Origin of the sequence: Arcticibacter eurypsychrophilus, from assembly GCF_001730525.1 — a bacterium.
Taxonomy (GTDB): Bacteria; Bacteroidota; Bacteroidia; order Sphingobacteriales; family Sphingobacteriaceae; genus Arcticibacter; species Arcticibacter eurypsychrophilus.
In genome coordinates, this window is record NZ_MDFN01000004.1 from 1 (window position 1) to 16099 (window position 16099).

11 protein-coding genes are annotated in these 16099 nt (G+C 40.9%); all 11 read left to right on the top strand.

What is annotated here, in order from left to right:
- The first annotated feature begins 101 nt into the window (after positions 1-101).
- The 11 genes from BFL47_RS03190 (at position 102) to zwf (ending at position 16094) form a co-directional block, all read left to right on the top strand.
- The gene (locus BFL47_RS03190) at positions 102-1316 is read left to right on the top strand and encodes an anaerobic sulfatase-maturation protein (protein ID WP_069658360.1); all 1215 of its coding nucleotides are present in this window, start codon (positions 102-104) and stop codon (positions 1314-1316) included.
- Positions 1317-1499: 183 nt separating this feature from the next.
- Positions 1500-1868 carry a RagB/SusD family nutrient uptake outer membrane protein gene (locus tag BFL47_RS03195; RefSeq protein ID WP_069658361.1) on the top strand — a complete coding sequence of 123 codons (369 nt, stop codon included), beginning with the start codon at positions 1500-1502 and terminating at the stop codon, positions 1866-1868.
- Positions 1869-1948: 80 nt separating this feature from the next.
- A complete protein-coding gene (locus tag BFL47_RS03200; protein ID WP_069658362.1) occupies positions 1949-2929 on the top strand; it encodes an alpha/beta hydrolase in 981 nt (326 codons plus the stop codon).
- A gap of 7 nt (positions 2930-2936) precedes the next feature.
- On the top strand, positions 2937-3926 hold the full coding sequence (locus BFL47_RS03205; RefSeq protein ID WP_083256974.1) for a pectinesterase family protein: 990 nt from the start codon (positions 2937-2939) through the stop codon (positions 3924-3926).
- 125 nt (positions 3927-4051) lie between these two features.
- On the top strand, positions 4052-6463 hold the full coding sequence (locus BFL47_RS03210; protein ID WP_069658364.1) for a glycoside hydrolase family 3 N-terminal domain-containing protein: 2412 nt from the start codon (positions 4052-4054) through the stop codon (positions 6461-6463).
- A 171-nt stretch (positions 6464-6634) separates the two neighbouring features.
- Positions 6635-9262, top strand: coding sequence for a DNA ligase D (gene ligD, locus BFL47_RS03215; RefSeq protein WP_069658365.1), 2628 nt, complete (start codon positions 6635-6637; stop codon positions 9260-9262).
- Between the two features lie 267 nt (positions 9263-9529).
- A complete protein-coding gene (tkt, locus tag BFL47_RS03220; protein WP_069658366.1) occupies positions 9530-11539 on the top strand; it encodes a transketolase in 2010 nt (669 codons plus the stop codon).
- A 7-nt stretch (positions 11540-11546) separates the two neighbouring features.
- Positions 11547-12005 carry an RpiB/LacA/LacB family sugar-phosphate isomerase gene (locus BFL47_RS03225; RefSeq protein ID WP_069658367.1) on the top strand — a complete coding sequence of 153 codons (459 nt, stop codon included), beginning with the start codon at positions 11547-11549 and terminating at the stop codon, positions 12003-12005.
- Positions 12002-13132, top strand: coding sequence for a transaldolase (gene tal, locus BFL47_RS03230; protein WP_069658368.1), 1131 nt, complete (start codon positions 12002-12004; stop codon positions 13130-13132). Before BFL47_RS03225 ends, tal begins: the two co-directional genes overlap by 4 nt.
- A 19-nt stretch (positions 13133-13151) precedes the next feature.
- On the top strand, positions 13152-14570 hold the full coding sequence (gene gndA / locus BFL47_RS03235; RefSeq protein ID WP_069658369.1) for an NADP-dependent phosphogluconate dehydrogenase: 1419 nt from the start codon (positions 13152-13154) through the stop codon (positions 14568-14570).
- A 21-nt stretch (positions 14571-14591) separates the two neighbouring features.
- Positions 14592-16094, top strand: a complete 1503-nt coding sequence (gene zwf / locus BFL47_RS03240; RefSeq protein ID WP_069658370.1) for a glucose-6-phosphate dehydrogenase — start codon at positions 14592-14594, stop codon at positions 16092-16094.
- The last annotated feature ends 5 nt before the right edge of the window (positions 16095-16099 follow it).

The following is a 16099-nucleotide window of genomic DNA, read 5'->3' on the forward strand; positions in this document are numbered from 1 at the left end:
CTTTTTTCTTTTACCGGACAACAGTAATAAATAAAGAATACTTATGAGATAGAGTATCAAAACAACATATATTAGCCTTCTTCATTCGTAAATCTAAATGTATGAGTTTTCCAGAGCTAACCGGATTTAATATTCTGGCCAATCCTACCGGTCCGATTTGTAATCTTAATTGTACCTATTGTTATTACCTGGAGAAAGAAAAAATATATCCAGGTATTTCAAGTTTTAAAATGACGGAACAGACACTTGAAGTTTTCACCCGTAAATATATACATGAACAACCAGGACCTGAAGTTACGTTTGTGTGGCAAGGAGGGGAGCCCTCATTACTTGGCTTGGATTATTACAAAAAAGCCTTACAATTTCAACAAAAGTACGGGAGTGGCAAACGTATTCATAATTCATTTCAAACCAATGGCGCCCTTTTAAATGATGAATGGTGCCTGTTTTTTAAAGAACATAATTTTCTGATTGGGATATCGATTGATGGTCCAAAGGTATTACACGATAAGTATCGACTTGACAAAGGAGGGCACGGGACCTTTTCAAAGGTAATGGAAGCTATAGCATTGTTAAAAAAACATCAGGTTGAGTTCAATACGCTCACGGTCATTAATAATATAAATTCGGAGTATCCACTGGAAGTGTATCGGTTTTTAAAGCAGATTGGAAGTCAATATATGCAGTTTATTCCTATTGTGGAGCAGGTAGCTGAAGGCGTTTTACCAGAAGGAGTAGTGCTGCTCTCCCCGGATTATGCTGGCAATACAACCTTGGCTCCATGGTCTGTTTCTCCATTAAAGTTTGGAAAGTTTCTTGTCGCTATTTTTAATGAATGGGTAAAAAGGGATGTAGGTCAATATTTTGTACAGATCTTTGATGCTACCTTAGCAAATGAAGCAGGGGTTGCTCCAGGAATATGTGTTTTTAGTGAACGCTGCGGGAATGCACTTGCGATAGAGCATAATGGAGATCTATACGCTTGTGATCATTATGTATATCCGGAATATAAGTTGGGAAATATTCACAGTACTTCGTTGAAGAGGGTGCTTCTCTCTGATGAACAGCAGCTATTTGGCTTGAATAAGTATGATTCCTTACCAAGACAATGTAAGGAATGTGATGTTTACAACTATTGTAAAGGGGAATGTCCCAAAAATCGTTTTCTTGTAAGCACTACAAACGAAGATGGGTTGAACTATTTATGTGAAGGATATAAATTATTTTTCCGCCATGTTAAACCATACATGAAGTATATGAACAATGAACTGCTGCATCAGCGTCCTCCCGCTCAGGTGATGAATTGGAAAAGATAGGTCTGTTTATTATTTCACGTTTTTAGATAAATAGCAATAAAGGTTGCTTAAATTTATGTTTGAATTAGCAGGATCAATACTGACCGTTGATATGCTGCTGAATTTTAGAATAATAATTTTTTGTAAACCAAATTAATCAGTTTATCACCTATAAGCATCTCCTCTACATCTATACGCGGGTTTGTGTATACAGGAATCAGCTTTAAAAGATTAAAATCATACCATGATTACGAACGCAGTTTTACCAGTAACCCAACGCTAGCCACTGTAACCGGTACCCAATTACAAGGAAATACAGTTTATAACTATGGATTGAAGAACCATTTTACTAAAACCACAGAGAGCGTGACCGATATTCTTTATGGTCGTTTTCTGGATGAACTAGGCTGGGAATTTGCTGCTGAAGCACACCGAAGACAGGATATGATTCGATTTGGCGTGTTTACAAAAAAATCATGGTTATCTCATTCTCCAAATGGTGATAACAGGAGCATATTTCCTATACCTTTACAGGAACTTAATAAAAATCCTAATTTAAAACAGAATCCGTAACGAAGTAGGTTACAATGTCAATATAACCAAGTCACTAATAGTATACTATTCATGACTTAATTATAATAGAATGATTAATTATGATCAGATACATATTCGTATTCTTTATAGCGGGATCAGTTTTCAATACCTCCGCACAATCTAAAACCGGCCTTACAGGAAAGCTCGATACCTCATATACCACTTATTCCGCTTTTAAAAATACAGCTAAGCAATTTCCTAATATACGTATAGTCACAGAAAAATCTTTTCCATCCGTAAAGGAATCAAGGAATCTGGTATATTGTAAAACAGGTAATCGTCAGCTTAAAATTGATGCTTTCATTCCTTCCTCAAAGTTCAAGGTAAAAACTCCGGCTATTTTAATTATTCATGGAGGAGGATGGCGCTCCGGTAACCGTACACAACATATTCCGCTAGCACAACATCTGGCCGCTGCAGGTTACGCCAGTTTCACGGTAGAATACCGTTTGTCTACAGACGCTCTTTTTCCAGCAGCTATTTATGATCTTAAAGCTGCATTGCGCTGGATGCGTGCCAACGCAAAGAAGTTTAACCTGGATCCATCCAAAATTGCCATACTTGGCTTCTCTGCCGGGGGAGAGCTTGCTGCTTTTGTTGGGACCACCAGCAATCTGCCTAAATTTGAAAAAAAGGATTGTCATGCAAAGTACTCCAGTGCGGTACAAGCTATCGTAGATATCGATGGGACGCTTTCTTTTGTTCACCCCGAATCAGGTGAAGGTGATGACAGCCGTTCTACTTCTGCAGCGACCTATTGGTTTGGTTACCCTAAAAAAGACAACCCAACCTTATGGACTGAGGGTTCTCCTTTAACTCACGTCGCAAACAACAAAGCTCCTATTCTTTTTTTAAACAGCTCTGTAGATAGAATGCATGCCGGTAGGGATGACTTCCGGAAGGTCCTAGATGAAAAGAGAATCTATTCAGAAGTGCATAAATTTGAGGGTGCTCCGCATTCTTTCTGTCTTTTTGATCCCTGGTTTGATCCAACTGTAAACTACATCACCGGTTTCCTAGACAAAGTGTTTAAAAAATAAAACAATAATGAAAAAAATCGCCCTATTTACATGTATCATGATACTCAGTGTTCTCAATTCTTGGGCACAACAGGAAAAGCAACAGCAGCAATACAAATATAAGTTTGTGGTTGCTAAAGACGGATCAGGGGAATATACCACTATCCAGGATGCTATTAATGCCATGCGGGTGTTTCCGCTTAAGCTGATTACTTTGTATATAAAAAATGGCATTTACAATGAGAAAATAGAACTCCCTACTTCAAATACGGATGTAACCTTCATCGGTGAATCAGTAGATAAAACGATTATCACCTTTGATGATTATTCCGGACACGGCAATACCAATACCTTTACGTCTTATACTGCCCGAATTAGAGGAAATGACTTCAAGGCGGAGAATATTACCTTCATCAATTCAGCAGGACCTGTAGGACAGGGGGTAGCATTACATCTTGAATCTGATCGCGCTGTATTTAAAAACTGTCGCTTCCTGGGAAACCAGGATACTTTATACCTGGGAGGAGAAAATAGTCGCCAGTACTTTGTGGATTGCTATATTGAAGGAACAACTGACTTTATATTCGGTCCCGCAACTGTATTGCTTAAAAACTGCACCATCCATAGCAAAAAAAATTCTTATATCACGGCCGCTAACACACCCGAAGGAATTTCTTACGGATTTGTATTCATAAACTGCAAGCTTACTGCAGATACGTCAGCTACAAAGGTATATTTGGGAAGACCTTGGCGAGATTATGCGAAAACTGTTTTTATTAAATGCGATCTGGGCAAACACATCGTCCCAGAGGGCTGGCATAACTGGTCTAAACCAGAGGCGGAAAAGAGTAGTTTTTATGCGGAATACCAAAACAAAGGTCCAGGTAGTTCCACGGTCAACAGAGCACTTTGGTCTCATCAGTTAACCGATAAAGAAGCAAAGGAATACACGCCTCAAAAGATATTTTCGAGAAATAGATCTAGCGTGTTAAAGGAGTCAAATTGGTTTAATAAATAGCCCCGTTCATACTTTTCCAATTATTTCATTACATTTATTCATACCCGTTTCATTGAAGAGTATCAGCAAGCGGTTCGTAAAAATCAAATTACCTTTTTAACCAATATAAAAGGATTAATTTCACCATGAATAGATCAACGATCCTAATCGCTTTTTTACTGTGTGTCTCCCCACAAGTGTTTTCCCAAAAAGCAGGAATATATAAAAAGGGATGGATAGACTTTAATAAGAATCAGAAGAAGGATATTTTTGAAGATCCCTCTCAACCCATTGAAACAAGGGTTGTAGATTTATTATCACAAATGAACCTCAATGAGAAGACCTGTCAAACCGCTACACTGTATGGTTTTGGTCGTGTCCTCAAAGACGAAATGCCTCTTACAAGCTGGAAGAATGAAATCTGGAAAGATGGAATTGCGAATATTGATGAAGAGTTAAATGGACTTTCAAATACGCCAAAAGCCAATACGAAGTATTCTTATCCATTTAGTAATCATGCTATTGGTATTAATAAGGTGCAGCGATGGTTTATAGAACAAACCCGTTTAGGAATTCCTGTAGATTTTACCAATGAAGCCATACATGGCTTATGTCATGATCGCGCTACGCCTTTTCCATCACCCATAAATATTGGCAGTACCTGGAATACAAGGTTAGTTCATCGGGCCGGAGCAATAGTGGGAAGAGAAGCCAAGGCTTTGGGATATACCAATGTGTATGCGCCTATTCTGGATGTAGCCAGGGATCAGCGATGGGGACGTATAGTCGAATGTTATGGTGAAGATCCATTTCATATCGCCGAAATGGGGAAACAAATGGTACTGGGGATTCAAGACCAAGGAGTAGCTTCTACCTTAAAGCATTACGCGGTTTATAGTGTTCCAAAAGGAGGAAGAGATGGAGATGCCCGTACGGATCCTCATGTCGCACCCCGGGAAATGTACCAGATTTATTTATATCCTTTCCGTCGTGTGGTGCAAGAAGCCGCTCCGCTGGGTGTAATGAGCAGCTATAATGATTGGGATGGTGTTCCCATTACAGCCAGCTATTATTTCTTAACTGAACTCTTGCGCCATCAATTTGGATTCAAGGGATACATCGTATCAGATAGTGAAGCTGTAGAATTTGTATTTACCAAACATCATGTGGCTCCTGATTATAAAGATGCGGTCAGGCAAGTAGTAGAAGCTGGTTTAAATGTCCGTACAAACTTTACACCACCCGAAAATTACATTTTGCCCTTAAGGGAGCTCGTTAATGAAGGTAAGGTTTCTATGAAAACATTGGATCAACGGGTTGCTGACGTTTTAAGGGTGAAATTTATGCTCGGTTTGTTTGATGAACCTTATGTAAAAGATCCCATAGCGGCTGATAAAATTGTACATACCAAAGAGAGTGAAGCAATTTCCCGTCAGTTGAATCTGGAATCCATGGTATTGCTTAAAAATGAAGGAAACCTGTTACCTCTCGATAAAACAAAATTTAAAAAAATCCTGGTTACAGGTCCCTTGGCTGCTGAAAATAATTATGCTATCAGTCGTTACGGTCCATCAAACCACCCCGTAACAACTGTGCTGGATGGAATTAAAGCCTATGTTGGAAGTGCTACCCAGGTAAACTACACCAAAGGTTGCGAAATTGTAGATGCCACCTGGCCTGAAAGTGAAATCATTGCCACTCCGCTTACCAGCGAGGAGCAGGCTGCTATTGATGAAGCAGTGAAACAAGCTAAAAACGTCGATCTGGTTATCGCTGTAGTGGGTGAAGATGAAAAAAGGGTTGGGGAAAGCAAGTCTAGAACAGGATTGAACCTACCCGGAAGGCAGTTAATGCTGCTTCAGGCTTTACATGCGACAGGAAAACCAGTCGTGATGGTCATGATTAACGGACAGCCTTTAACCATTAATTGGGAAAACAGATATCTCCCTGCTATACTTGAAGCTTGGTTTCCTGGACCTCAATCCGGACATATTATTGCTGAAACTCTCTTTGGTGATTATAATCCTGGAGGAAAGTTAACCATGACTTTCCCAAAGACAACCGGACAGATCGAATTGAACTTCCCCTTTAAACCCGGATCTCATGCGAATCAATCTTCTGTTGGGCCAAATGGTTATGGCAATACAAGTGTAAATGGGGCGCTTTTTCCCTTTGGTTACGGATTAAGCTATACGACGTTTGAATATACCAATCTGATCGTATCTCCATTAAGCTTGAACAAGCAAGGTGATATTCATATAGCTGTTGATGTTCAAAATACAGGAAGCCGTCAAGGTGACGAAGTGGTCCAGCTTTATCTGAAAGACGAAGTCAGTAGTGTAACGACTTATGAATACGTTCTTCGGGGATTTGAACGCGTACCATTAGCTGCGGGGGAGAAAAAGACCATTCATTTTGTCCTTCATCCTGATGATTTAGCGCTTCTCGACAAAAATATGAACTGGACTGTTGAACCTGGCAAGTTCATGGTGATGATAGGAAGTTCATCTGAAAAAATTCACTTGAAAGCTGAGTTTGAAATTAAAGATATGATGTAAGAAATTAGCGTATTAACTGCGTTTTTGATTATACATTATGAATAAATGGTTCAAGAACATAAGAAAGCAAATCTTTCTGCCATTAAAATTTTAACGAATCTCTGATCAAACATTTAATCTATTATTTCTTTATCATAAAATAGTATTCCTGGATAAAAAACAGATTGTACGATGAGCCTGGAGAAATATGTAAAAAAGCGGAATTTTACTAAAACAGCAGAACCCAAGTCTGGAAAAAGTAAAGACAAAGACCAGCTAATCTTTGTAATTCAAAAGCATGATGCTTCACGTTTGCATTATGATTTTCGACTGGAGATGGAAGGTGTTTTAAAAAGTTGGGCTGTACCTAAGGGACCTTCAACAGATCCCAAAACTAAACGTCTAGCCATGATGGTAGAAGATCATCCTTATGATTACCGATCTTTTGAAGGCATTATACCTAAGGGAGAATATGGAGGAGGTACAGTGATTGTATGGGATCAGGGAACTTACGAGCCCATCGAAGAGATTAAAGGTAAGAAAGCTCAGGAAAAACATCTGCTTAAGCAGTTACAGTCCGGATCCCTGAAAATTAAACTGCATGGCGAAAAGCTAAAGGGTGAATATGCATTGGTCAAAACCCACGGGATGGGTGAAAATGGCTGGCTGCTTATCAAACACAAGGATGATTTTGCCTCCTCTCAGGATATCACTAAACAGGATAAATCAGTCATTTCTGGAAAAACAATCGAAAATGTAGAAAAAACCAGTGATAAGATATGGCATAGTGGTAAGGAGACAGCAGCACCAAAATCAAAGATTCCTGAAGGTGTCAAACCCATGCTAGCCACTTTGGTGGATGAACCCTTTGATGATGAGGATTGGCAATTTGAAGTCAAGTGGGATGGTTACCGTGCCTTAGCATCCGTCAATAATGGCGAAGTTGAACTCTATTCCCGCAACAACAAATCCTTCAATGACAAGTTCTACTCGATATATCACCTCCTAAAAAAGTTAAAAATCAATGCCCTGTTGGACGGGGAAATCCTAGTATTGGATGAAAAAGGTATTTCCAATTTCAGTGACTTACAAAACTGGCGGAGTGAGGCGGATGGTGAACTGGTCTATTATGTATTTGACCTCCTGTGGTACGATGGGAAAAACCTGATGGATCTACCTCTTCATCAGAGGCAAACACTACTAAAAGAAGTTCTTACATTAGATGATGCCCACCTTCGAATCAGTAAAGTATTCAAATCAAGTGGAATAGATTTTTTTAAAGCCGCAGAAAGAATTGGACTGGAAGGAATCATAGCTAAAAAAAGCAGTAGCACCTACTCGCCCGATCTTCGTTCAAAAGAATGGTTGAAAGTCAAGGTTCATAAAAGACAAGAAGTGATTATTGCTGGTTACACCAGGAACAAAGACACTTCCAAGCAATTCAGTTCTTTGTTGTTAGGCGTCTATGACAACGGCGAATTACACTACGTGGGAAAGGTGGGTACCGGATTTTCGGATAAATTGCAAAAAGAAATGATTGCGCAGTTTAAACCTTTGATTATTGATGAAAGCCCTTTCAATGCCATTCCTGATGTAAACAAACCCTCTCGCTTTCGTCCCAATCCCCCTAAAGCTCTGGCCACCTGGCTCAAACCGAAACTCGTTTGCGAAGTTGCTTTTACGGAAGTAACCGAAGATGGGGTATTCCGACACCCTTCCTTTCAGGGTATGCGTATCGATAAAAAGGCCAAAGAGATGATTCGTGAAACGGTATTGCCTGCTGTGGAAGTTCTTAAGGCATTAGAAGAACCGGAAGAAAATCAACAGAAACCCAAAGAAACTGAACATTCCGATGTGGTTAGTCCCCCCAAAGAAAAGGAACGGAAAACATTATTAAATCCCAAAGATGAAACCCAGGTACGCAAGATTTGTGGTCACGATCTCAAATTTACCAACCTAAGTAAAATCTACTGGCCCGAAGATGGAATCACCAAAAGGGATATGTTCAACTACTATTACCAGGTTGCCGACTATATTCTGCCTTATCTGAAGGACAGGCCCATGTCACTCAACCGCTTTCCCGGTGGGATCCATGGTTCCAGCTTTTACCAGAAAGACGTGACAGATAAGGCACCCGAATGGGCTAAAACCTTTCCATATACTACCAGTGAGGAGGAAAAAAAACAGTATCTGGTCGGTACGGATGAAGCAAGCTTGCTTTGGATGGCATCCTTAGGCTGTATTGAGATGAACCCCTGGTTCAGCAGAATCCAATCACCTGACAACCCTGATTATTGCGTAATTGATCTGGATCCCGATAAAAATACGTTTGATCAGGTGATTGAAGCGGCTCAACATGTAAAAGAAATATTAAATGCTGTAGATGTCCCCTCCTTTTGCAAAACATCAGGATCTACGGGAATGCATATTTATATTCCGCTGGGCGGAAAATACACCTATGACCAGTCTCAGATGTTTGCCCGCATTATCGTTGGCATTGTACATGATCAAATACCGTACTATACCAGTTTGGAACGGATGATCGCTAATAGAAAGGGAAAGATGTATCTCGACTTTCTTCAAAACCGTCCAGGTGCAACTATTGCCGGACCTTATTCCCTCAGGCCCAAGGTAGGGGCAACCGTATCCATGCCGCTACATTGGGAAGAAGTAAAACCGGGACTAGCCATAAAAGATTTCACTATTCATAATGCAATAGAGCGTTTAAAGGTAGAAGGCGATCTTTTCGAAGGCGTACTTGGAAAAGGAGTAGATCTGGAAAAAACAATCAAAAAAACTAAGAGCATATTTGGTTCTTAGCACCTATGGAATCGTCCAAATACCAGTAATTATTATGATCAAAATGCCATTTCCGGAGATGTATACACCAAGGAAACAAATATTGAAGAAGAACGAAATGGGCTGATTGATTTTGACTTTGGAGAGTTAAGAGTGTCCGAAGGTCTTCTGAATTCCAATTATATTGAGACTTGAGAACATTTGTAATACAAAATAGGTCATATTATGCCCCTTTTCAAACTTTAACATAGCTAACTTGTACTTTAAATATTAGAAGAATTAATTGTCATGACTGAAAAACCGTTCACTGCACTTGACGAACTAAGTGTGAATACCATTCGATTTCTATCCATTGATATGGTACAAAAAGCCAACTCCGGTCACCCGGGCTTACCTTTAGGAGCAGCACCAATGGCTTACGTACTTTGGAATCGTTTTCTGAAATTTAATCCTGAAGACACACATTGGCCAAACCATGACCGTTTCATATTATCAGCTGGACACGGTTCAGCATTATTGTACAGCCTGATCCATCTTTGCGGATATGATTTGCCAATGGAAGAACTTAAACGCTTCAGGCAATTGGGCTCCAAAACCCCTGGACATCCGGAATCTATGTTAACTCCCGGTATCGAAGTTACCACAGGGCCCTTAGGGCAAGGGTTCGGTAATGGAGTAGGAGTAGCTATTGCCGAAGAATACCTTGCAGCAACCTATAATCGTGAAGGTCACGAAATTATAAATCATTATACCTATGGAATTGTGAGCGATGGTGACCTAATGGAAGGAGTGGCTTCTGAAGCTGCTTCACTTGCCGGACATCTGCAATTGGGCAAGCTCATTTATCTTTATGATGACAACCTGATCTCATTAGATGGTCCAACCAGCTTATCTTTTACCGAAGATGTAGTAGCCCGTTTCAATGCTTACGGATGGCAAACGCTTACAGTAGAAGATGGTAATGATTTAGAAGCCATAGAAAAGGCCATATTAGAAGCACAAGCCGAAACAAACAAGCCATCACTTATAGCAGTTAAAACTATTATAGGCTATGGAAGTCCCCAGGAAGGCACCAATAAAGTACATGGAAATGCCTTAGGGGAAGAGAATGTTAAAAAAACAAAAGAGTTCTTTGGATGGGATCCTGAGAAAACCTTTTATGTACCTGAAGAAGTAAAAGGACCTCTTTTAGAGGCTGGTAAAAAAGGCGCTGCACTTGAAATCTTATGGGAAGCTAAATTTGAAGCCTACAGTCAGGCTTATCCCGAAGAAGCAAAATTATTCAATTTAAGCTTCAGCGGAAAGTTGCCCGAAAATTGGGATGCCAACTTACCAACCTTCAAAGCAGGAGAGTCACTAGCCACCCGGCAGGCATCAGGCAAAGCGCTTCAAGCCTTGAAAAATGCAATTCCATGGATTATAGGTGGATCTTCCGATCTAGCCAGTTCAAATGAAACCCCCACACAAAGTGATATCAGCTTTCAACCCGGTCATTACGGAAACAGTAATATCTGGTTTGGTGTAAGGGAACATGCTATGGGATCTATCCTAAATGGAATGGCCTCTCACAGTGGTGTACGTGTATACGGAGGTACTTTCTTAACCTTTAGCGACTACATGCGGGGAGCTATTCGTCTGGCTGCCTTAACTCAAGCACCCGTTACCTATATCTTCACACACGATAGCGTAGGCCTCGGAGAAGATGGACCAACACATCAGCCCGTGGAACAAGTTACGGCCTTACGTGCCATTCCAGGATTAACAGTAATCCGTCCGGCCGATGCCAATGAAACCGTTGAAGCATGGCGCATTGCGATCCAAAGAACTAAAGAACCTGTTGCGCTCATCCTTTCCCGACAGAAACTCCCTAACTTGGATCAGGGTAAATATGCTCCAGCCAGTAACGTAGCTAAAGGTGCATATATTCTGAATGACGCAACCGGTACTCCCGATGTCATCCTAATTGCTACCGGATCCGAAGTACAGCTCATTTTAGCTGCACAGGAAAAACTGAAACAAGACGGTATTGAAGCCCGGGTGGTAAGTATGCCTTCGTTTGAGTTATTCGAAAAGCAGGATCAAGCCTATAAGGAAAGTGTTTTTCCACCAAGCATCCATGCCCGTTTAGCTGTTGAAGCAGGAATCACACAAGCCTGGTGGAAATATGTAACCGCAGAAGGCGATGTAATCGGTATTGATCGTTTTGGCGAATCAGGAGTAGGAGAAGAGGTACTTATCTACTTCGGCTTTACCGTAGAAAACGTATACAATAAGGCAAAGGCACTTGTAAAATCCTAATCCTATTATGAAAATTGGTATAGCAGCCGACCATGCCGGCTTTGAACAAAAACAACAATTAATCGATCTCCTTACTGATGCTGGTTACGATGTTACTGATTATGGAGCTCATGCTTACGATGCCGCAGACGATTATCCGGATATTATCGTTCCTTTAGGACGCGCAATAGCAAAAAAGGAAGTAGACCGTGGTATTGCAGTATGTGGTAGTGGCGTGGGTGTTTCCGTGGCCGCCAATAAAATCGCTGGCGTACGGGCAGCCCTAATCACGGAAAGCTATTCTGCTCATCAGGGAGTGGAGCATGATGATATGAACCTGATCTGTCTTGGCGGAAGGGTAATTGGCCTGGCTTTAATATGGGAACTTGTTCAAACCTTTGTTCAGGCTAATTATGATGGCGGAGAACGATTTGAACGTCGTTTAAATAAAGTAATTGCATTAGAAAAAAATCAAACAATATTATGAAAAATCCATTAGCAAAAATTCCAACATTTGGCCAAAGTATCTGGCTGGATTACATACGCAGAAAATTTATAGCTTCCGGTGAGCTTAAAAAACTGATTGATGAAGATGAATTAAGGGGACTTACTTCAAACCCTGCTATTTTTGAAGAAGCCATATCAAATAGTGACGACTATGCTGACACCATTAAAAAATTAGCTAAAGCAGGTAAGTCTGCAGAAGAGATTTTTTTAAATTTAGCCATTGAAGATGTTCAAAGCGCTGCGGATTTATTTAAAGGCGTGTATGAAAAAACAAATGCGCTGGATGGTTATGTGAGTTTGGAAGTATCTCCCGGACTAGCGCTAGTGACCGAAGGCACGATCACAGAAGCCCGTTCTTCATGGGTGACCCTCGATCGTAAAAATGTGATGATTAAAGTTCCTGGAACAAATGAAGGCTTACCTGCTATCGAGCAGTTAATCAGTGATGGGATTAACATCAACGTCACTTTATTGTTCGGATTGGATCGTTATAGTAAAGTAGCCGATGCCTATATCACAGGATTAGAAAAACGTGTTGAAAAAGGTGAATCAATAGAAAACGTAGCTTCTGTCGCCAGCTTTTTCTTAAGCCGGATCGATACACTGATCGATCCTATGTTGCAAGAAATCGTAGATCAAAAGAGTGACCATTCCACTTTAGCAAAGGGATTGTTAGGCAAAATTGCCATCACCAGTGCACGGTTAGCTTACAAGATCTTCAAGGAAAAATTCTCCTCCGATCGTTTCATAGCGCTGAAAGAAAAAGGTGCAAAACCGCAACGCTTACTTTGGGCCAGTACCAGTACTAAAAACCCGACATACAATGAATTGATGTACATTGAAGCATTGATTGGTCCCGAAACGGTCAATACGGTTCCCAAGGAAACTTTAAATTCATATCGCAAACACGGTAACCCTGCAAACCGCTTGGAAGAAGGAATAGAAGAAGCAGAGATTTCACATCAACAATTAAAAGAAGTAGGTATAGATCTGGATGCTGTAACTAAACAGTTAGAAGAAGAGGGGATTCAAAAATTCATCAAGCCATTTGATAGTTTAATGAGCGCGTTAAATGAAAAACGGGAAGAAAAGTTAGAATCTAAATAAAGACGATTGTACATACGACATGGAAATATATGATTTTGGAATGGTAGGTCTCGGTGTGATGGGCCGGAACCTGCTATTAAATATGGCAGACAATAATTTTGCTGTTTCAGGACTTGATATTGATCAGGAAAAAGTAGATTTTCTTGAAAAAGACGCCAAAAGCGGGCAGCAGGTTAAAGGAACTACCTCGGCTAAGGAATTTATAGAGTCTTTAAAAAAGCCACGTGCTTTGATGCTTTTGGTTCCGGCAGGAAAACCCGTTGATACAGTGATACAGAACTTGCTTCCATTTCTGGAAAAAGATGATATTGTTATTGATGGAGGAAACTCTCATTTTATGGATACCAACCGTCGTGTTACGGAACTCAATGAAGAGGGAATCCACTTCTTTGGGATGGGCATATCCGGTGGAGAAAAAGGAGCCCGCATGGGTCCAAGTATGATGCCCGGAGGCGATAAAGAAGCGTACGAACGTCTCCGTCCAATCTTTGAAGCCATCTCTGCCAAGGTAAATAATGAACCCTGTGTGACCTACATGGGGATGGGTTCCGCTGGTCACTATGTCAAAATGGTACATAATGGAATTGAGTATGGCATTATGCAGCTTATTTCTGAAGCGTACGATCTGTTGAAAAGAGGATTGGGTTACAGTGATGTGGATCTTCAAAAAACGTTTGAAGAGTGGAATCAGGGAGAACTCCAGTCCTATCTTTTGGAAATTACAGGAGAGGTACTGAATAAATTTGATGACATTACGGGAATCAGGTTAGTAAACCTCATTTCCGACCGTGCCATGGCTAAAGGAACCGGTAAATGGACCTCTCAAAATGCTATGGATCTCCAGTCACCTATTCCGGTGATTGATGCAGCAGTTACCATGCGCGATTTGTCCACTTACAAAGATGAGCGGGTTAAAGCATCTACTGTACTACACTGGAACAATCCAAAAGATGGAATCTCTGATACGAAACTGGAACTGATTAGTCAGATCAAAGATGCCTATCATTTTGCTATGATCACCATATATGCACAGGGGATGGCTCAATTGCATAAAGCATCGAATGAATATCATTATGGGCTGAATCCGGAAAACATTGCCCGAATCTGGAGAGGTGGATGTATCATCCGTGCATTGTGCTTAGAAGATTTCAGAAAAGCCTTTAACAAAAACAGGGAACTCCTCAATCTGATGCTGGATGAGCAGATTGCCGGTACCCTCATGTCCAAACAGCAGGCTATACGTTCGACCATTAAGCTGGCCGTAGATAAAGGTGTTCCTGTTGCCGCTTTTATGTCCTCTCTTGCCTATTTTGATGCTTATAGGAGTGCAACTTTGCCAACAAACCTGGTACAAGCACAGCGCGACTATTTTGGGGCGCATCTTTATGAGCGGATTGATCAGGAAGGTACATTTCATACGCATTGGGATCAACAGTAACCTTCATCAAATACATTTACCATGAAATCGAATAAAAAGGCAGATGCCACGATCATTATAATTTTCGGAGGCACAGGTGACCTGGCGAAAAGAAAGTTAATACCCGCATTCTATAATTTGTTCCTTGAAGATTGGATGCCTGATAAATTCGCCATTATTGGTTTAGGTAGAACACCATTAGATGATGAGCAATATAGGGAACGCTTGCATGAGGGGCTCGTTGAGTTTTCCAGAACCAAACCGGAGAGCTCAAAATGGGACTCTTTTAAACCAGCTGTTTCCTATTTTATATCTGAAATAAGTAAAGCAGAATCTTATAAGGATCTTGCAAAAAAGCTGGATGATCAGGATATAACCTGGGGAACACGAGCGAACCGCATATTTTATCTTTCTGTATCTCCCCAGTTTATTGAGGCGGTAACGATTAATATCAGTAAGGCTAATTTAGCTCCCAATCCGGAAACAGACCGCATTGTTGTTGAAAAACCATTCGGGCACAATAAAGAAACCGCCATAGAACTAAATAACCTGCTTACCCTAACTTTCCAGGAAAAGCAAATCTATCGCATTGACCATTATTTGGGTAAAGAAACGGTGCAAAACATCCTTGCTTTTCGCTTTGCCAATGCGCTTTTTGAACCTATCTGGAATCGTAATTATATTGATTATGTGCAGCTTACTGTAGCTGAACAGGTAGGTGTAGAGGAGCGGGGCGACTATTATGAAGGTTCGGGCGCACTGCGTGATATGATTCAGAATCACCTCCTTCAGGTGCTTTGCATGATTGCGATGGAACCACCTATATCTTTTGAGGCCGAAGAAATACGAAACCGAAAAGTTGACGTATTGCGTGCTATCCGCCGTATAAAACCGGAAGAAGTTCATCAATATGCGGTAAGGGGACAATATGCAGATGGATGGTTAGAAGGAAAGAAAGTACCCGCCTACCGGAATGAACCTGAAGTTAATCCCCGCTCCAATACGGAAACCTATGTAGCGATTAAATTCTTTCTAGATAACTGGAGATGGCAAAGCGTACCGTTCTATCTCCGTACTGGTAAGCGGATGCAGGAGAAAACTTCCTCCATTACTATTCATTTTCGTCCGGTGCCACATTCTACGTTTTCAAACAATCAATCGGACAGTTTCATGAACAACAGGCTGACAATTGACATCCAACCACATATGGATATCCGCCTGCGGTTCATGGCAAAAAAAGCAGGTCTGGAAATGAGCCTGAATCCTGCAGAAATGGTCTTTGATTATGATAAATGCTCCACACAAACTCCCGAAGCATATGAAACCCTGCTCCTGGATGCCATGTTGGGCGATGCCACCTTATTTATGCGTTCCGATCAAGTAGAGGAAGCATGGGATGTAATCAAGCCTATTCAGGAAGTATGGGAAAACAGGGAATCGCTTGATTTTGCTAACTATGCCGCAGGAACCTGGGGACCCGAAAGCGCCGAAGCCCTGATTGCCAAAGAAGGGCACGTTTGGGCGGTTAATTTACATTCAAAGTAAAATAA